The organism is Bacillus sp. NH11B, assembly GCF_001884205.1.
Classification (GTDB): Bacteria; Bacillota; Bacilli; order Bacillales; family Bacillaceae_G; genus Bacillus_A; species Bacillus_A proteolyticus.
Map to the genome: position 1 here is coordinate 77,058 of NZ_MAOG01000016.1, position 17,971 is coordinate 95,028.

The following is a 17,971-nucleotide window of genomic DNA, read 5'->3' on the forward strand; positions in this document are numbered from 1 at the left end:
TGTTTATGCAGACATTCTTTAACCTGATGTACATTTCATTTAATTAATCTATTTTTATAATTTTAAATTAGGAGATGAGATATGTATGTGTGGAATTACAGGTTGGGTAGATTGGAAAAAGGATCTTTCAAATCAACATGTTATTTTAGAAAAGATGGCAAATAGTATTCAGCATCGTGGTCCTGATGCTGAAGGATTTTGGTTTTCTCCTCGTGCGGCCTTTGCACACCGACGTTTAATTGTTATTGACCCAGAAGGCGGGACGCAGCCGAAGACATTTCGTGCTGATGATTATACGTATGCTCTTACTTATAATGGAGAAATTTATAATTTCCGTGAACTGAGAGAACAACTTCGAAAATGTGGTCATGCATTTGAAACGCATTCAGATACAGAAGTGTTACTACATGCTTATTTAGAATGGAAAGAAGATTGCGTACAACATTTAAACGGAATTTTCGCTTTCGCCTTATGGGATGATCAAAAGCAACAATTATTTTTAGCACGTGATCATTTAGGCGTAAAGCCACTCTTTTATACTGAAAGAAATGACAGCATTATTTTCGGATCTGAAATAAAAGCACTACTAGCTCATCCATCTGTTCCTGCTGAAATTGATGCGGATGGCATAAATGAAATATTTGGATTAGGCTTATTTCGAACTCCTGGATGTGGTGTCTTTAAACGTATTCAGGAAGTGCGTGCTGGACATTCTATAACATTTACACGTGATAAAAAAATAGTTAAGAAGTATTGGAATTTAGAAAGTAATGTCCATACAGACTCTACCAGAGACACATCTTCACATATTTTATCTATTTTACAAGATACAGTGAAAAGACAATTAATTGCCGATGTTCCCCTCGTTTGTATGTTATCAGGCGGATTAGACTCTAGCGGTATTACTGCACTAGCGGGTAAAGAATTTGCAGCGAAAAATAAAACACTTCATACGTATTCCGTTGACTTTGTAAATAGCGCAAAAGATTTCGAACTTACATTTGCTCGCACTGGTCTAGATGCTCCTTGGGTAAAACGTGTTTCTGATTATGTGGGGACATCGCATCATGACATAATTGTGAATGCTGAAGAATTAGCAAATCACTTATTCGTTCCCCTTCACGCGAAAGATTTACCGAGTGCTGGCGAAATGGAAACTTCACTTTATTTACTATTTTGCGAAATGAAAAAAGATGCAACCGTAGCTTTATCTGGAGAATCTGCTGATGAAGTATTCGGGGGATATCCTTGGTTTCATCAAGAAGAACTATTATATGTAGATAAGTTTCCATGGTTAACAAACTGGAAAAACACATCTTCTCTATTATTAAGCGAAGTAACAAATCAATGTAATCCTGAGCATTATATTAATAAACGATTCCATGAGGCTGCTCTTGAAGTACCTACTCTTGAAGGGGAAAGTAAAAAATCCGCGAAACAACGTCAAATGTTTTATTTATTTTTAACACGATTCCTTCCGTTCTTACTCGACCGTAAAGACCGTATGAGTATGGCTGTAGGATTTGAAGTTCGTGTACCGTTTTGCGATTATAGATTAGTTGAATATTTATGGAACGTTCCTTTCAACATAAAAAGTATTGATAATATTGAAAAAGGAATTTTACGTAGGGCACTGAAACCAGCTTTACCTGATGACGTCCGAAATAGAAGAAAAAGTGCTTATCCAACTTCACAAGATCCACACTACTTACAAACAATCCGTAATTTAACACTTGATATGTGCAGTAATAAAAACAATCCTGTTTTCTCACTCATTAACCATTCCATATTACTTGCAATTGCTGATCAAAGTAATAAAGTGATTAACAATTTTGAAGCAAGAAGTGCTATGGAGTATATGCTACAAGTAAATGAATGGTTAAAAACGTATCATATTCATATTGCTTAACAAAAAAGAGTTCAAGGACAAAAACCCTTGAACTCTCTTTCATTTATTAATTGGCACATTGTCTATTTTCAGTATCAATGGACCATCCAATAATAGTGGCACAATCTCTCCCTTTCCACTGCAGTACATTTGTTAATACTGGCTCAATCTGTAAGCAACTTCCGTCGTGTAATATTTCTATTAAAGATTGATCATCATCAAACTTTCGTTTATCACATTCTAAAATACCATCTGTTGCCATTACAATGTGATTTTGACCTTTTTCTAATCCCCTTATCCCTGATGTAAAGCAAGGTGTATTCGCTGCAAAAACATTTTTTCTTCCTATATATTCATAGTTCTTACGCTTATTTAGCCTACCTTTTCCATTTTTCGTTTGCTCTGAATGGAATAAATACGCGAAGCAATCACCAACTGATAGCCAATATAAGAACTCGCCTTTTCGTAAACAAATTAAACATGCAAGTTCCTCATCATCTTGGTCACATTTCTCGATAAAGAGCTCATCTGTAAATAACGCTAATAAATACATATGTGTATGATGAAAAGCTAAATGGATTGGGTATGAAAATAACTCTTTTAGTTTTTCTTCTCTTTCTGAAATCGCTTCTATTATATAATGTATATTTTTCGTTTTATGATGTGTATCAAAAATCATAACAAATTCAAATTCTAATTTCGGATCCCACCAAGCTAGCACTGCATCTCCTCTTTCATATGCATCACTCTCTTGATTTCCTCCATATACGCCGACTGAAAGAGGACCACATTTTTCAACATGTATTTGATCTACATACATCTTTTCATGACTAATCCATTTAAATGTATTCACAGCTATCATCCTCTCTCTTGCTAAATGTATACCTTTACACATAGATTACCTTATATTTCAATAAAAATAAACTTTTTCAACATTTATTATGAAAATAACAGGAATTTAATTCTTACAAAGCGAATATATCTTATAATACGATATAAAAATCAGGGGGAATTATAATATGAAAGACATTAATCCACATTGGGAGACAATATACTATCACTTACGCTATGAATATGAAGACAATCTTTCTCATCAAGCAATTCGTATTTTACAAATCATTTCTCGAGAGAAAGATATAACAATTGGAAAAATTGCTTCTGAACTTGGTTTATCTCATAATACAGCGTCCGAACATGTAAAACGCCTTATTCAAAAAGGATTTATCATTAAAGAAAGAAATAAACAAGATGAAAGAGTTGTGAATCTTACATTAACGACAGAAGGAATTGAAGCATTAGAAAAGCATACTTTGCTAGACAAAGAAAAGATACAAATATTAGAATCACAGTTATCAAAAGAAGAACAACAACTAATAGAAAAAGCCTTTTCGTTATTAGCTAAGGAGGCAAAATATGCATTTCCTCGTTAAGGTCATCGTCTCCGCCCTCATTATTGGGAGTGTAACCGAATTTGCCAAATATTTTAGTACGCTTGGTGGCTTTATCGCAGCCCTTCCTCTTATTAGTTTGCTTAGTTTAGTTTGGATTTCTTTCGAAGGTGGGAGTAAACAGGAATTAAGTCAATTCGCTTTAGGCGTATTATATGGATTTCCTGCATCTGCACTACTATTATTTATTGTTTATATCGGTTTAAAGAACTCCTTTTCACTTAGTACATCTATACTCTTCGGCATAGTCGCCTGGTGTATCGTCTTTACTTGCCAAAAAGTATTTCAAGCTTAGGGGGAATTACTATTAATAGATCAGTAGAGATATTTGGACAAAATGTAGAAGTATATATGAGAGGTAGTAGTAAACAAACTGTAGTCATTCAAACAGGAATGGGTTGCTCATTTTACGATTGGCTTTCTATTATAGAAAAGCTTTCACAAAACTTTACAGTCATTTCATATCATCGCCCAGGTTACGGAGAAAGTGAGCTAGGAACTAATCGACGTACAACAATGCAAGTTGTAAAAGAACTACATATGTTACTACATGAACTTGATATTTATGATCCAATCATTTTAATCGGTCATTCCTATGGAGGTTTATGCGCACAACATTTTGCAATGTTACATGAAGATAGGCTGCAAGCACTTCTTTTAGTTGATTCTACTTCCATGAACTTACACCGATTAGATGAACTGCATTTACCGGTTTCTGATCAAACTGATTCTGATGATATGTGGCTACAAAAATATCATACTTACTCCAACATGGATGCAGAAGCACTTTATAATGAACTAAAATCAATGCTTGTCCATACAACAAAACAGCATATCAAATTTTCCACATCTCCTTCCTTATATAAAGCGACAGCTGCTGAGCTGTCCGAGTGGAAATATTGCGCTCACTCAATAAAAAAACAACATAAAACATTAGTAATACCATTAATCGTTATCGGTAGAGATCCTCAATATTCTATTAATCAATTAATTGAGGGTGGTATGCCAAAAGAAGAAGCTACACAACTTGAAGATATGTGGCAAGAACTTATTCGTGAACAACTAAATCTCTCAATAAATAGCCAATATATTTTGGCTGAACATGCTAGTCATGGGATAGAAAATGATCGCCCAGATACTATCATTGAAGCCATTCACTCATTGTCAATAAAAAAAGGAAGCAACTGAAGTTGCTTCCTTACTTATCTATTCATAGTCTTCTTCGTCATCATCAACTTCTTCATAATACGAACTCCCATTGCTTACATATATAGGACCATTCGCAACATCAATACGTAATACCCATGCCCATGGCACAGCTAAACGTTTATGTATTGCTCTCCAAAAGTTCATTGATTTTCTTTCGTACTCCTGGAACTCCTGAAGTAACTCTTTATAGGAGGAACCGTCTAACTGAATATTTGCTTCTAATAAACGAGAATGGGCATAGTACTGTAACTCTAGTTCAGCAGCAATCTCCATTTCTTCTTCCGTTGCCATACCTATAATTGCTCCATCTGCTGGTGCGATTTCATATACGTTGTGAACTTCAATAAGCCCTTCTTTCTCTTTCTCAAACATGTAAACAGCCTCCTTTAACCAATATTTTTTATGTTACAAAGTCATACTTCTACAATACCTTCTCTCTTTCCTCTTTTTTTGATAAACTTTTACAAAATATTTATCCGATGACCTGTTTTCTCTATTCTTTCAGCAGAAATGAAACGATTATTATCAAAAGTTAATTTATACACATCAGGCATATGAAGGGTTTTCCAAAATTGAAAATCATATTTCGGATCAAAATAATTCATAAGTAAAACCATAATATTCCCATGAGTACCTATTACAATATTTTTACCTTTATATTTTCCCAATATATTTTGCATACATATTACAGCACGCCTTTGCGCTATATTGCTTGATTCCCCGCCTTCGTATGCAAAAGTCCAGTCTTCCCACACTTTCTGAATAGCATCGTTAAAATCTGTTACTGGCTCTTTACTTAATAACCTCTCTCTTAAATCTTCTTCCAGTTGTATTGATAAATTATATGTATTCGCAATCCCTTGCACGGTTTGAATCGCCCTTTTATACGGACTAGAAATCACAGCATCAATATGTTTATCTTTTAATAATCTTGTTACATTCTCTGCATCACAGTGTCCCTTCTCAGATAAGGGCCGTTCCCTTTCCTCCTTTGTATATGTAGAGTGAGCATGCCGCACGAAATATACTGTAGTCATTATTCAACTTCCTTTCTTAGTTTCAATCTATATTCCATGCAGTAAATAGGAAATCCTGTATCATGAATAGAAAAGAGCACCTTTTAAAAAGCGCTCTTTTGTTTACATAATAAAATTATTCCATTATAACTTTCTTCTGAATTCTTCACTTGTTATAACATCTCGAATAAAGTAATCTATATTATTTTTAAGCTTTTGGTGCGTAATTTGATTATCTATATCATTAAACATGATTACAACTTCTACCTTATTCCCCTGCTTATCTGTAGTATACAAGCTTTTTGTCAATACGAATGCGGTAGAACCACCTTTTTGACCAGCATATTCAAACTTACTATTTTCAACTGTTCCTTTAAAAACATTCTCAATTTCATCTTGCATTGATTTTGGAAAATAATTTCTACTATTTATCTTTTCCATTATACTCATATAATCTTTAGCATTTGCACCCACTAATCGATCTGACCAAATCCGCTGAAATTCCATATCTACTTTTAATGGGATATCCCGTTTTTTCCATTCTTCTTCATCTTTCATCCATTCATGTATTTGTAACACATGTTTATTATATTCATCTTTTGACATGTTACGTATCGTTTCTAACGATTGAGTTTCTGGCTCATGAAGCTCTTTTTCTACGTATCCTCTCATATATAGTGAAGCAGTATATGAGGAGAACTTGTCATGACCGGTAAGCTCTAACTCTTTTATACTTTCATTTACTCTTTCTATTCCAAGCTTTTCTAACAAATATGTTGTATTTGCATTAGAACTATAATGAATCATCCCTTTAGCGACTTCTTCTAAAGTAATCTGTCCATTTTTCACTAATTCTCTCGCTTTGGCATCTTCTAACCAGTCAGGATGTGCTCCACCATCAGTGTTTTTAACGTAATATTTTTCTAGCTCCTGTAATGAAATTTGTTCATCTCGACTTATTTTCCCTTCTGATACTTGCTTAGCAAATTCAACTGCTATTACGATTTTGGCCGTACTCGCTAATGGCAATTTTACATTTTCATTTATAGATGTTAATACTTCCCCATTTTTTCTAATCAGTAATGAACATGTTTTATCACCTTTATGTTCTTTTATGTACTTTAATACGTAATCAGGATCTTCTTTTGACAAATAGTACTTCATAATAACAAAGAAAGCTATAACGGCTACTATAATGACTCCTGCAACAATTCCTATAATCTTTAATATGTTCACAATATGCCCCCTCTAATACATTCCCTTCTATATCATAATTATAACGAATCCAATTACAAAATTATACAAAATAGAATAACTCTTCCTAATAATAGAAAGAGTTATTCTATTTCACATGAAGTTATTTGTCCATTTAACGTAACTACTATATTTGAATCGTCAGTCTGTTTATCACTTTTTGAACGATTTGATGTGGGCGGCCCAATTACAACTGACTCTTTAATTGGTGAAAGATCCATCGCTAGCTTCTCTGCACTTACACCGTAAGCTGCTTGAAATACTTCTGGAGGCGTTAATCTAAGTACGTCCGATCCTTCTGCTGTTTCAAACTGATCGTTATTGAAGAATAAATGTAATTGTACTTCTTCTGTTACGGCCGTGATCCAGTGCCACCACCCCATTGGAATAAAGACCGTTTGCCCCGCTTTCAAATGATAATTTTGCAATTGATTCGTTTCGGGATTTAAAATGGATGTAACTGCTTCCCCTGAGACAACAACATCTAATTCCCAAGCATTCGGATGCCAATGTGGTTCTCGCATATGACCCTTCGTCATAAACAAATCAACAAATGCTCCTCCGATCATCGCCGGTAACTGTGTTGACGTAACTTCATACGCAACATTTTTCTCATCTCTTTTAAAAAAGACATTTTTTCTTGAATCAAAGAAAAGATTTGGCGTTCCTGAGCTTTTCTTTAAATTTTTATTATCTGTAACATAACCTGAATTACTCATTTTATCCCTCTTTCCCGATCCGAACATTTCTGATTTCACACTGTATCGTATGGGAATTTTTTAGGAATGTGCCTATTAACAACATAACAAAAAAACATGCTTTCATTACGAGAGCATGTTTTGTGATATCCTTCACATTGTTTAGTTAAAAAATAACTCTTTTACTTACCATGATGTAACATTAAATCACTAAGTTCTTCTTCAATGTGATTTAATTTCGCAACGCCTTCTTTCCATTTATGAATATAACGTGAAACCCCAACGAAAAATAAAATAATAATTGTGGAAAGAATAATACCATATACGATAGCTACAGTACTCATAGTTACACTTCCTTGTAATTAGTTATATTTTTATTATAAACCTTTTTTTTATAAAAAGCTTTGATTTCAACTTTTTGTAAAAAAATTGTTTTTTCTAATATTTCGTTCAGGAAAAGGAAAATTTTTCACAAAATATACAAAACTTAACCATATGTACTATTACCATATGAGTTATATTGTTAAATAGGATGAAGTGAAATTTTAATCAGTAAGGGGGATCATCCCACACTGATTATTAGCCCGCACTAACCAGGATTTTACGGACCATTAATGCGGGATAAAGGGGATGAAATACTATGACGACTTGGTTTATTGTAATGTTAGTTGTATTTGGAGCATTTAAAATTATCGTTTCTAGCCTTCCTAACTCTGTTATTGAATCCATCATTAGCAAGTACGAAACACATCCACAACTTGAAGAAGAGAATGTGACTGTTACAATCAATGGAAATAATTTAGAAGGCGAACAGAAATCCAAAATTATTCATGATTTTAACGAAGGCTTATTTTTAGATCGCTATTATGCACCGCCTCACAATGAGGGCACACCTTTAATTATCAATGCAAAACGTGGCAAAAAAGAGTTTACATTTTATATTTATAGTCATGAAGAGCATGTTGATGTTGTAAAGCAACATAAAAAGAAGGTAGTTGCTTATAGTTTACGCTCTAAAAACCTTCAAAATAATGATATGTTCGTGTCAGCTGATTTAGCTTAATACTCATATATTAGAAAAAGGAATCCATATGTCTATGGATTCTTTTTTTTCCTATACATGTTAAGTCAATTCTACACATTCCATTGCAAGTGAATATACATTTTCATATCCTGCTATACTAAGCTTTTTCTGCAATCGATCCGTATCTTCTTTCAAAGCGTGTACTAACACCGTATGTTCTGGTAATAGTGTATTTAACATCTCTTTCACATCACTTATACTTTGGTGAACTTTATATGACACTCGCTTCACCCTACATTCTTTACCTACACGTTCTTTCAAAACTTTTTCTGCAAAACTCCCTTTTGCAATATACCCAGTAAAGATAATAGAATTTCGTTCTTCATGCCGAAGTTGTTCATAATATAATTGCGCTCGTTTCGTTTGCATATTTGCATCACTCATTACAACTATTCCATAACTATGTTGCATACCGCTGTCATCATCCATAACTATTATGTTTCTTTTTAAACTCTCCATTAGCTCTTCAAGTTCTTCATTATTTTTGATCCAATCTTTATATATAATCATCTCTTGGAATCCATCTAAAATTTCTTGATCTACTATAATGGGAAGTTCTTTATGTTCTTTATGTTCTTTATATTTTTTATATAAATACAATACGATATCTTGCGCCCTACCAAGCGGTGGCAATGGTAGTAATGCTATTCCTTTTTTCCCCGCAGCTCGTTCAATTTCTGCATATAGTTCGTTTACTCGTTCATGTTGCGAAACATCATCAGTATGATAAGCGGCATCTACAATTGCAACTTTTATATTGTGGCCTAATTTCTCAGGTAAATTAGCTCGTAGTATATTAGACTCTGCTGAATAGTCGCCTGAATAAAATACGTATGTACTACACATATCAACTAAAAACCAAACAGCTCCTAATACATGCCCACTATATCCCCATTGAAACCGCAATGTAGGAGTAATTTGTATCCATTCATTTGGATTACTAATCTCATCAATACATACATAATTTAAATCTTTTATGTGCTGGTCGCTATAAGGTAAATTCCACCCTTGCATCAGATTGTAGTTTCTCCATTTTTCATAATATAACGGCAGTTGCTCCTTCGTATAACGAGTCGTCCAAATTTTTTTATTATATCCATACTTCGCTAATAAAGGTAAACCCATCGTATGATCTTCATGAATATGTGATAAAAATACCGCATCTAAAAATGGAACAACTTCTCTCACTATTTTTGGATAACTATCCTCATAGGATCGATTAATACCACAATCAAATAATATTTTCGTCTCTTTATTTTTTACGAAGTAGCAGGAACGACCGTATTCTCCTGCTCCTCCCCATACTTCTATCCTCATCATGCTACCCCTTTTCGTTTTTGCTCCATATGTTGCAGAAGTAATAAGCACATTGTTGTAAGTCCAACAGAAACAACGGCCATCGCCATTCCTATAGATACTTCCCCTTGTTCAAATTGAGCAAAAATAAACGTTGCTGACGTTTCTACTGATGGAGGTAGTACGAGAAGCGACGCTACTAACTCTCTTATCGAAATCGTAAATGTCATCGCCCATCCAGCAAGAACGCCCGGGATTATAAGAGGCAATATTATTTTTCTAAAAATATAAATATAATTTCCAGAAAAAATACTCCCTGCCTGTACAAGGGAATCATCAATTTGTCCGAGCGAAGCTTTTACATACTGCACCGTATAAGGTAAAAAAAGAACAACATACGTTACGATAACCATGACTGGTGTATTGTAAATTGACATAGGCATATATGGTGAATTCCAAAATAAAATAAGCCCTACAACCATCACTATTCCTGGTACCATATTCGGTAACATACCGCACATATCAAGCCATTTTTCAGAGGACTTTTTCCCCTTTCGAATCATAAGTGCTAAAAAGACTCCAATAATTACAGCAACAATCGCTGTTACAAGTGAAAAAAGAAAACTGTTCCATAAAGCTTCTAACCCTGGGGATCCCATTGTAAACAATGCCTCATAATGGTTTGTTGTAAAGTTATTTAAATGTAAGCCACCGCCTCTTAATTTTGACAAAGAAGCAATAAGTATAGAAAAGTATGGGATTCCAATTGCTACTATTAGTAAACCAATTACATAAATCCATGCTATAAAACGTGTAACTATAGACAAAGTATACCTTTTAGATTTCACACCTTTTCCACTAACCATGGCATATGAATACTTTCGATTCAATACATTTTGCATATACCAAATAAGCATACACGCACTTAGTAATAAAGAAGATAATGCTGTTGCACTACTAAAATCAATTGGCCAACTCGAAATAAATTTATGGATTTCTGATGTTAGCACGTGAAATCCTATTCTACGTCCGAATGTAGCCGGTGTTCCGAATTCAGCAATCGTCTTTACGAAAATAAGTAAAGCACCCATCACATAACTTGATAACAATAACGGTAGTATTATTTTTCTTAAACGATAGAAAAAGCTTCCACCATGAACTGCTGCCGCTTCTTCTTTACTACTTCCAATTTGAAGTAACGTATTTTTCAACATGAAGTAAAGGAATGGGAATAAATGCAGACTCATAATTAAAACCATACCACCTAAACTAAAAAACGATGATGAGATCGACTTTAAGCCTGGAAAAAATTGTTCAAAATAGCCGTTAGGTTGCATAAACAAAATCCATCCCATTGATCCGATATAAGGCGGGGTCATAAATGGAATCATAAAAACAATATCTAACTTACTATACTTTCCTACATCTGTTTTGCTCATAATGAACGCCAATGGAAATGCAAATATGGTAGCTCCTATTACAACGAGTACACCTAGGAGCATCGAATTTAGAAAAATCCCAGCTAATCCACCACTCTGCATGACTTCAAAAGGCTTTAAAAAATTCCAACCGCTATTTTCATATACACTAGAAAATAAAATGAGACAAAGCGGAATGACGATTAACATCGCCACAAGTAACAACGCTACCGTCACTCCAAATTGTCTTACTGATACGAATCGATTTACCATGTAATCACCATCTTATTGAAATACTTTCTTAAATTGTTTTGCTATTTCATCTTGTTCTTTCTCAACTGTTTTCCAATCAATATTTAATACTGGAATCTCTTCTACATTTGGTCTATTTTCAGCTTTTATATCTGTTCTACCTGGCAATAAGTACGCTTTAGAAACTTGTTTTTGCACATCATCTGATAATAAATAATCAATAAACTCTTTTGCACCTGCTACATTTTTACTATCCTTCATAATGCCTGCCACACGTGGACTAATGACTGTTCCGCTTTTTGGATATACGATATCCACAGGTTCACCCTTTGCTTTTGCACTGTACGTCATATAATCAACACCCGCAATTACCATATCTTTCGCACCTGTTACAACTGGATCTAACGCTTCTTGGTTTGCCCCCGCTACTGTAACTTCATTTTTCTTAAGCTGTTCAAATAACTTCCATCCATCTTGTCCATTCTTTTTCACGTATCCTGTTACAAAGTCTAAAGCCGAACCTGAAAGTGCTGGATCTGGGAGATTCACTTTGCCTTTCCATTCTCCTTTCGTTATATCGCTCCAATCTTCAGGCGCTGTCTTCACATTTTTTGTGTTGTACACAATTCCTAATGCTGAAGCACTATACCCGAAATAATGTCCTTTATCATCCGACCATTCTGGACGAAGCTTATCAGCTTGTTTCGCTTCTTTATAAGCTAACGTTTGACCATCTTTCTTTAATCCTTCCATCGCTGGTAAAGAAGCGAGTACGACAACGTCAACGACTGGATTTTTCTTTTCAGCTTCCATTCTCGCTAAAATCTTACCAGTTGTTCCTTGAAACATTTCCACCTTTATACCGCTTTTCTTTTCAAAGTCCTTTTGAATTTTTTCTGCTAACCCTTTTGGCCCTGCACTATATACAACAATTTTCTTTTCATTAGTATTTTTATTTTTTGCATCTACATTACCTGTCTTTGAGCTACAACCTGCTACTACAGCAGAAAATAGTAAAGTGCATACAAATAAAGACTTAAGCGAACTGAATTTCTTCATACGATTCTCCCCCTATATGATGAATACATTTTTTTGGTACATATAACGATACCGGTTTACCGACGCTTAGCTTACTATTGTGATAAGCTGTCCATACACCGAGTGTCCCCATATTTACTTTTACTTCATAACGTTCTCCTACATATGTAACGTGCTGAATTTCACCTGTATACATGTCGCACACTTCATTTTTCGTCCAGCTCACATGCTCTGGACGAATCATTTGTTTACCCTCTACAAGCCAATTTGCCTTACCAACAAACTTTGCAACAAATTCATGAGACGGCTTCACATAAATATCTTCTGGCGTTCCTTTTTGTAATACTTCTCCTTGTTTCATGACAATAATTTGATCTGACATTGACATAGCTTCCGTTTGATCATGCGTTACATACAATGCCGTTAAACCAATAGAATGAACGATATCCATAAGCTCTAAGCGCATTTCTTCACGCAAAATTGCATCGAGTGCACTTAACGGTTCATCAAACAAAATAAAATGAGGTTTTGTTACAATTGCTCTAGCAAATGCAACACGTTGCTGCTGTCCACCAGAAAGTTCGTGCGGATATCTTTTCTCCATACCTTGCAGACGAACTCGCTTTATCGCATCTTCTACCTTTTCTCGTAAATGATTCGTTTGCTTTGTAGCCCTTAATCCAAATGCAACATTTTCAAACACTGTCATATGCGGCCATAAAGCAAAATCTTGAAATACCATACCGATATTCCGTTCATGAGGAGATGTTTTTATTTTTTTTGCACCAGAATACATGCACTTATCTCCAAAATATATTTCACCTCTATCCGGCTCTTCAAGCCCTGCAATCATTCTAAGTAAAGTCGTTTTTCCGCATCCCGAAGGCCCTAAAAGTGTGGTAAATTCCCCTTTTTTCATTACAATTTGTAGCGGTTTTAACGCCTGCATTTTTCCAAACGTCTTTTCTAATCCACTAATTTTAATATCCATCGTTTCACCTCTCTCCCCTCATTCTTAACCTGCTTTCATTCTATATGGAAGATTTATACTGAATGTTAATGTACTGTAAAGATTAAATTAAAAAACTTCTAATAAACTATTTATTTCTATAGATTTTTTCTATAGTTAAAATAAAAAAGGCGGACAATTCATAATGAATCTCTTAAAATTAGAAATTGTAGTGCTTATTAAGAAATACAAAAAGCTTACGATTGTTGCAGAAAAACTTGGCGTGAAACAACCCACTATTACATTTCATATAAAAAGCTTAGAAGAGGAACTCGGTGTGTCTTTATTTGAATTACGTTCCGGAAGGTATTTCTTAACAGAGGCTGGCGAGGCATTACATCATTATGCTTGTAAAATAGATGCACTTATGAAAGAAGCTAGGCGGGTCACACAAGAGTTTAAAGATTTTCATAAAGGTGCTATAACAATTGGTGCTAGTTATGTACCAGCGACTTATCTTTTACCAGAAGTTGTTCACCAATTTCAATGCGAATTTCCTAATATAAAAATAACACTCATGGTAAAAACGGCTCCTGAAATTCGTACGATGCTACAAAATCATGAAATTGATCTCGGGGTAATTTCTGCTGCACCATTTGATGAACCACTTTTAAAACAAGCAAATATAATACCTGATACACTAGTTCTTGCATTTTCCAAAGAACATCATTTTTCTAAAAGAGCAAATATATCATTACAAGATATTGAAAAAGAACGCATATTATTGCATCGAAACCCATCTACAACGCGAGATTTACTTACACAATGGATGCTAGCACATAACATTACATTCCAATCTGAAATTGAACTAGATTCATTAGAAACGATGAAACAAATTTTAAAATATGGTGATGGTGTCGCTTTTATTTCTAAACTTGCTATTGAGCAAGAAGTGCATCGAAATGAGCTATGCTATATACCGATCCCTGATTTTGAATTTCAGCGTAATATTTATACCATTCATCATGAGGACAGGTGGAATTCTAAAATAATTTCTTTTTTACTACATAGCATTACTTCTTTTGCAGAAAAAAATTAAAAGGCTGTCGTTATACACGACAGCCTTTTAAACTAAAACTCTATTTATTTTTCTTCGCCTCAATTTTTGCTTGTGCCTCTTCAGTCTTATCTAATGCTTCTGAAACTTTTTTCTCTTTTTCTTTCACGTCATCTATACTATCGACAGCTTTAATAAGTTTATCGATTCCTTCTTCTTCTACCTTTCTACTCTTTGCCACTCTTTCATTTACTTTTTCTTCCACATCCTTTGCTTTTTGAAGCATATTCTCTGCATTTGATGTCACAGCTGTTTCAAGTGCATCGTCTTTTTTCATTTGTAACACTTCATTTGCAATATCTTTCGCTTCTAAATACTTACCGTCTTTTAATGCTGTTGCTCCGTGATCCATTTTCTCGGCCATTTCTTTATATGATTTCGCTTCATTTCCTGATTTCTCTTTTTCTGCTTTTTCAAACCACATCGTTGCATCACTATATTTTTCATTTTTCAATGATTGCATACCTGTTTCAATATACGTATCATAATTGCTACATCCAGTCATTACTACTAACAGAAAAAGCATAACAAAACTTAATTTTTTCATGATGTTTTCTCCTTTTCTTTGCCTGCTCACTTTACTGTAACATACATGAAAAAGAGTTTCAAAAACTAAAATACTAATTTAGTCATTTTTATTCCGTTAAAATTTTCCTTTAAGCTGAAACATTCACTTTTCTTTTCGCCATATGCTGCTTTACTCCAACTAATACAACTAACAATAATCCTCCACCTATTGTCATCATAACAATGCTAGTTGGCAACATATCTAATAAGAATCCATATACAATCATACCAAGCGGCGCGATTGCAGTAGCAATTGTTTCAAGTAGGCCGAACACACGCCCTAAATAGCTCGGATCTGTCGTCTTTTGCATATGTACTTGCATCGGAATATTTACAATCATAATTGATATACCAGTTAACATCATAAAAGCAATATAGTAAATAAAACTTGCTACTTTCGGAATGGTAACTAACAACGGGAAAACTGTACATAAACTCAAACCCGCAAATAAAAACAGTCCACTATAAATAGAACGAAACAGATTATTCACTTCTTTACGCACTGATAAAGCAATCGCACCCATTAACATCCCGACTGCTAACATTCCCTCTACAGTACCGAGTTGCTTTGAAGATAAATGCAATGTATGGACGATAATGTATGGAAGTGCAACTGTTAGCCCACACGCAAAAAAGTTTACCCACAATGCTATTTTCATTAAACCATATATTTCATGCTGTCGTTTTACATATGAAAAACCTTCTTTTATACTCGTCAAGAAATGCTCTTTACTCTCAGCCACTTCTTTTTTATATAAATCAAATACAATAAATAATTGCAAAATAACCGCTAAAAAGAACGTAATACTATTTAACAAAAAGAACGACTTGATTGAAAAGAAACCAAATACAACTCCACCAATAATCGGCCCTAAAATATTTGATAAAGAAGCTGCCGTTTGATTTAAAGCACTCGCTTTTTGAATACGCCCCTCATCTACTAAACTCGGAATAGACGAAGTTAATGCAACAGAATAAAAACTTGCACAAATTGATAATAATGCTGCTGAAATATAAATAAAAAGAAGTGATGGTCCAAATATAGTAGCAAGAATAAACATAATAAGCATCGTTAAGCTACTTAATAAATCAGTGCCAATGACAAGCCATTTTCGATTAACACGGTCTGCTACAGCACCTGCAATCGGACCACAGATCATCCTTGGAAGTGATCCACAAACGAGCGTAGTAGCAAACCCCATCCCTGAACCAGTTGTCTTTAATACGTATAACCCCATTGCGAACGTATAAATACCTGCCCCTAGCAAAGACGTCATCTTTCCAATCATCATTAAAATAATATTTCTCGTTGCAGTCTTCATTTTTGAATCATTTGGAACTATACTTACATCCCCCATTATGACACTCTCCCCTCAAAAGTTAAATTGTGTTAAACTTATTATATAATTAACTTTCAAATTTTTACAACAAAAAGTTAAATTGTATTTAACTTTCTTAATTATAAAGGAGCAATAATATGGCAACTCTCGGAGAAAAAATTAAAGCATTACGAAAAGAAAAAAAACTTACACAAACAGCACTAGCAGGTTCCGAATTGACAAAAAGCATGCTTAGTCAAATTGAAAATGGAAAAGCTACACCTTCCATGAAAACATTACAATATATCGCTGAAAAACTTGGGTGCGAAACGAGTTTTTTACTAGAAGATGATGATGTAGAAATTGTAGAACTCATTCAACAAATGGATCAACTTATAAAGGCTAATAAATGTGATAAGGTGTATGAAACTTTACTTCCTATCGTTCAAAAGGAACTCCCTCTCACTTTAAATACTGCCCGATTATATAAACAATTTATTACTGGAGCAGCTATAATGAAAGATTACAGCATTGAGTCTTACGTTGAAAAAGCAACTTCTATTTTTGAAAAATATATTTTATACAGAGACAGTACTGAAACAAAATTAACATTTTCTTATACGTTATTCTCACGTAAAAAGTATGAGGAATGTTTGCAGCTTATTGCTCGTATTCGAGATGATTATGAAGCGAACCATTTAGAAATGGATCTTATTATACATATCAGATTGTGCTTAAAAGAAGCCATTATTTTACTCGCATGTGGCAAATATGAGGAATGTGAAAAAATCATATTAGAAGCATTAGCATTTTCAAAAAAACATCAAGTGTATTATAAAACAGATGAATTTTATCGCATATTATCTTATCAAAAAGTCATGACGGCTGATAAAGAACAGTATTTACATTACATTAAGAAATCTGAGCAATTCGCCATTTTTACAGAAGACACTTTATCCGTTGCGATCGTAGATATATTAAAAGCGTATTACTACAACACGATTACTAAAGAATATACAATTGCATTAGAACATGTAGAACAATTTCGAGAAAAACTAAAAGACGAACCGATTTTCCAAGAAGATGGGTTGTATTACCTCGAAACTGGAAAAGCTTTGTACGGATTAAAGAAATACGAGGAAGCTCTGGAAGCTTTTCAACGTGCTAAAATACCAGATTATATGATGCATCCACTTGATCAAGCATGGCTTACAACAGCAGGTGCATATCGTGCCCTTTGTTATGTAAAACTTAACGATAAGCAAAGAGCGCTTGAAGAAGCAATCGAAGCAGCTCAAAAAATACAACCTTATCCGGATTCCATCTTTTCATCATTTATTAAGGAAACATTACAAATAATACAAAAACTTTAAAAATGTCTAGAAATGGTATATTATTCCTCCTTTTTAGCAAAGATA

General features: G+C 34.1%; 19 protein-coding genes. 7 read left to right on the forward strand and 12 right to left on the reverse strand.

Annotated features, from left to right (window positions below):
• The first annotated feature begins 85 nt into the window (after positions 1-85).
• Positions 86-1,909: an asparagine synthase (glutamine-hydrolyzing) gene (gene asnB / locus BAU27_RS02815; protein ID WP_071745035.1), complete on the forward strand. Its 1,824-nt coding sequence runs from the start codon at positions 86-88 to the stop codon at positions 1,907-1,909.
• Positions 1,910-1,955: 46 nt separating this feature from the next.
• Here asnB and BAU27_RS02820 read toward each other — a convergent pair whose 3' ends face one another.
• The gene (locus BAU27_RS02820; protein ID WP_071745034.1) at positions 1,956-2,783 is read right to left on the reverse strand and encodes a PP2C family serine/threonine-protein phosphatase; all 828 of its coding nucleotides are present in this window, start codon (positions 2,781-2,783) and stop codon (positions 1,956-1,958) included.
• Between the two features lie 124 nt (positions 2,784-2,907).
• Between BAU27_RS02820 and BAU27_RS02825 the strand changes: the two genes are divergently transcribed.
• Genes BAU27_RS02825 through BAU27_RS02835 form a run of 3 tightly spaced genes read left to right on the forward strand, consistent with a single transcriptional unit; the run spans position 2,908 to position 4,524 of the window.
• Entirely contained in the window at positions 2,908-3,318 is a 411-nt protein-coding gene (locus BAU27_RS02825) for a MarR family winged helix-turn-helix transcriptional regulator (protein ID WP_071745033.1), read from the forward strand.
• Positions 3,302-3,631, forward strand: a complete 330-nt coding sequence (locus BAU27_RS02830; RefSeq protein ID WP_071770070.1) for a DUF3147 family protein — start codon at positions 3,302-3,304, stop codon at positions 3,629-3,631. Before BAU27_RS02825 ends, BAU27_RS02830 begins: the two co-directional genes overlap by 17 nt.
• The gene (locus BAU27_RS02835; protein ID WP_071770071.1) at positions 3,592-4,524 is read left to right on the forward strand and encodes an alpha/beta fold hydrolase; all 933 of its coding nucleotides are present in this window, start codon (positions 3,592-3,594) and stop codon (positions 4,522-4,524) included. Before BAU27_RS02830 ends, BAU27_RS02835 begins: the two co-directional genes overlap by 40 nt.
• Before the next feature lie 18 nt (positions 4,525-4,542).
• Here BAU27_RS02835 and BAU27_RS02840 read toward each other — a convergent pair whose 3' ends face one another.
• From BAU27_RS02840 to BAU27_RS02860, 5 genes are all read right to left on the reverse strand, one after another.
• Positions 4,543-4,917, reverse strand: coding sequence for a hypothetical protein (locus BAU27_RS02840; protein WP_000461761.1), 375 nt, complete (start codon positions 4,915-4,917; stop codon positions 4,543-4,545).
• Positions 4,918-5,006: 89 nt separating this feature from the next.
• Positions 5,007-5,582: a histidine phosphatase family protein gene (locus BAU27_RS02845; protein WP_071770072.1), complete on the reverse strand. Its 576-nt coding sequence runs from the start codon at positions 5,580-5,582 to the stop codon at positions 5,007-5,009.
• Positions 5,583-5,705: 123 nt separating this feature from the next.
• Positions 5,706-6,797 (reverse strand): serine hydrolase, encoded by a 1,092-nt coding sequence (locus BAU27_RS02850; protein WP_071770073.1) that lies wholly within the window; start codon positions 6,795-6,797, stop codon positions 5,706-5,708.
• Between the two features lie 101 nt (positions 6,798-6,898).
• Complete coding sequence (locus BAU27_RS02855) at positions 6,899-7,534, reverse strand: cupin domain-containing protein (RefSeq protein ID WP_071745028.1); 636 nt, start codon at positions 7,532-7,534, stop codon at positions 6,899-6,901.
• A 161-nt stretch (positions 7,535-7,695) separates the two neighbouring features.
• On the reverse strand, positions 7,696-7,857 hold the full coding sequence (locus tag BAU27_RS02860) for a hypothetical protein (RefSeq protein WP_002158451.1): 162 nt from the start codon (positions 7,855-7,857) through the stop codon (positions 7,696-7,698).
• Between the two features lie 296 nt (positions 7,858-8,153).
• On the opposite strand from BAU27_RS02860, the gene BAU27_RS02865 reads away from it, so the two are divergent.
• Positions 8,154-8,576, forward strand: coding sequence for a YfmQ family protein (locus tag BAU27_RS02865; RefSeq protein ID WP_071745027.1), 423 nt, complete (start codon positions 8,154-8,156; stop codon positions 8,574-8,576).
• A 60-nt stretch (positions 8,577-8,636) separates the two neighbouring features.
• Here the strand turns inward: BAU27_RS02865 and BAU27_RS02870 are convergent, their stop codons facing one another.
• From BAU27_RS02870 to BAU27_RS02885, 4 genes are read right to left on the reverse strand one after another with little or no spacing between them, the layout of a single operon-like run.
• Complete coding sequence (locus BAU27_RS02870; RefSeq protein ID WP_071770074.1) at positions 8,637-9,914, reverse strand: MBL fold metallo-hydrolase; 1,278 nt, start codon at positions 9,912-9,914, stop codon at positions 8,637-8,639.
• Positions 9,914-11,584 carry an ABC transporter permease gene (locus tag BAU27_RS02875; RefSeq protein ID WP_071745025.1) on the reverse strand — a complete coding sequence of 557 codons (1,671 nt, stop codon included), beginning with the start codon at positions 11,582-11,584 and terminating at the stop codon, positions 9,914-9,916. The genes BAU27_RS02870 and BAU27_RS02875 overlap by 1 nt, the downstream gene beginning before the upstream one ends.
• 12 nt (positions 11,585-11,596) lie before the next feature.
• Positions 11,597-12,622 carry an ABC transporter substrate-binding protein gene (locus tag BAU27_RS02880; RefSeq protein ID WP_071770075.1) on the reverse strand — a complete coding sequence of 342 codons (1,026 nt, stop codon included), beginning with the start codon at positions 12,620-12,622 and terminating at the stop codon, positions 11,597-11,599.
• Positions 12,600-13,592 (reverse strand): ABC transporter ATP-binding protein, encoded by a 993-nt coding sequence (locus tag BAU27_RS02885; RefSeq protein WP_071745023.1) that lies wholly within the window; start codon positions 13,590-13,592, stop codon positions 12,600-12,602. Before BAU27_RS02885 ends, BAU27_RS02880 begins: the two co-directional genes overlap by 23 nt.
• Before the next feature lie 163 nt (positions 13,593-13,755).
• Here BAU27_RS02885 and BAU27_RS02890 point away from each other — a divergent pair, with 163 nt between their 5' ends.
• Positions 13,756-14,649, forward strand: coding sequence for a LysR family transcriptional regulator (locus BAU27_RS02890; RefSeq protein ID WP_071745022.1), 894 nt, complete (start codon positions 13,756-13,758; stop codon positions 14,647-14,649).
• Between the two features lie 40 nt (positions 14,650-14,689).
• On the opposite strand, the gene BAU27_RS02895 is transcribed toward BAU27_RS02890, so the two are convergent.
• Positions 14,690-15,214: a COG3014 family protein gene (locus BAU27_RS02895; RefSeq protein ID WP_071745021.1), complete on the reverse strand. Its 525-nt coding sequence runs from the start codon at positions 15,212-15,214 to the stop codon at positions 14,690-14,692.
• A 109-nt stretch (positions 15,215-15,323) separates the two neighbouring features.
• Positions 15,324-16,592, reverse strand: coding sequence for an MFS transporter (locus BAU27_RS02900; protein WP_071745020.1), 1,269 nt, complete (start codon positions 16,590-16,592; stop codon positions 15,324-15,326).
• 119 nt (positions 16,593-16,711) lie between these two features.
• Here BAU27_RS02900 and BAU27_RS02905 point away from each other — a divergent pair, with 119 nt between their 5' ends.
• The gene (locus BAU27_RS02905; protein ID WP_071770076.1) at positions 16,712-17,926 is read left to right on the forward strand and encodes a helix-turn-helix domain-containing protein; all 1,215 of its coding nucleotides are present in this window, start codon (positions 16,712-16,714) and stop codon (positions 17,924-17,926) included.
• Positions 17,927-17,971 lie beyond the last annotated feature (45 nt).

Excerpts from the sequence above, each read along its gene's own strand:
- BAU27_RS02825 (WP_071745033.1), top strand. The coding sequence starts at position 2,908 with ATGAAAGACATTAATCCACATTGGGAGACAATATACTATCACTTACGC.
- BAU27_RS02820 (WP_071745034.1), bottom strand. The coding sequence starts at position 2,783 with ATGTGTAAAGGTATACATTTAGCAAGAGAGAGGATGATAGCTGTGAAT.
- BAU27_RS02900 (WP_071745020.1), bottom strand. The coding sequence starts at position 16,592 with ATGGGGGATGTAAGTATAGTTCCAAATGATTCAAAAATGAAGACTGCA.
- BAU27_RS02865 (WP_071745027.1), top strand. The coding sequence starts at position 8,154 with ATGACGACTTGGTTTATTGTAATGTTAGTTGTATTTGGAGCATTTAAA.
- BAU27_RS02890 (WP_071745022.1), top strand. The coding sequence starts at position 13,756 with ATGAATCTCTTAAAATTAGAAATTGTAGTGCTTATTAAGAAATACAAA.
- asnB (WP_071745035.1), top strand. The coding sequence starts at position 86 with ATGTGTGGAATTACAGGTTGGGTAGATTGGAAAAAGGATCTTTCAAAT.
- BAU27_RS02855 (WP_071745028.1), bottom strand. The coding sequence starts at position 7,534 with ATGAGTAATTCAGGTTATGTTACAGATAATAAAAATTTAAAGAAAAGC.
- BAU27_RS02895 (WP_071745021.1), bottom strand. The coding sequence starts at position 15,214 with ATGAAAAAATTAAGTTTTGTTATGCTTTTTCTGTTAGTAGTAATGACT.
- BAU27_RS02870 (WP_071770074.1), bottom strand. The coding sequence starts at position 9,914 with ATGAGGATAGAAGTATGGGGAGGAGCAGGAGAATACGGTCGTTCCTGC.
- BAU27_RS02875 (WP_071745025.1), bottom strand. The coding sequence starts at position 11,584 with ATGGTAAATCGATTCGTATCAGTAAGACAATTTGGAGTGACGGTAGCG.
- BAU27_RS02885 (WP_071745023.1), bottom strand. The coding sequence starts at position 13,592 with ATGGATATTAAAATTAGTGGATTAGAAAAGACGTTTGGAAAAATGCAG.
- BAU27_RS02860 (WP_002158451.1), bottom strand. The coding sequence starts at position 7,857 with ATGAGTACTGTAGCTATCGTATATGGTATTATTCTTTCCACAATTATT.
- BAU27_RS02840 (WP_000461761.1), bottom strand. The coding sequence starts at position 4,917 with ATGTTTGAGAAAGAGAAAGAAGGGCTTATTGAAGTTCACAACGTATAT.
- BAU27_RS02845 (WP_071770072.1), bottom strand. The coding sequence starts at position 5,582 with ATGACTACAGTATATTTCGTGCGGCATGCTCACTCTACATATACAAAG.
- BAU27_RS02905 (WP_071770076.1), top strand. The coding sequence starts at position 16,712 with ATGGCAACTCTCGGAGAAAAAATTAAAGCATTACGAAAAGAAAAAAAA.
- BAU27_RS02880 (WP_071770075.1), bottom strand. The coding sequence starts at position 12,622 with ATGAAGAAATTCAGTTCGCTTAAGTCTTTATTTGTATGCACTTTACTA.
- BAU27_RS02830 (WP_071770070.1), top strand. The coding sequence starts at position 3,302 with ATGCATTTCCTCGTTAAGGTCATCGTCTCCGCCCTCATTATTGGGAGT.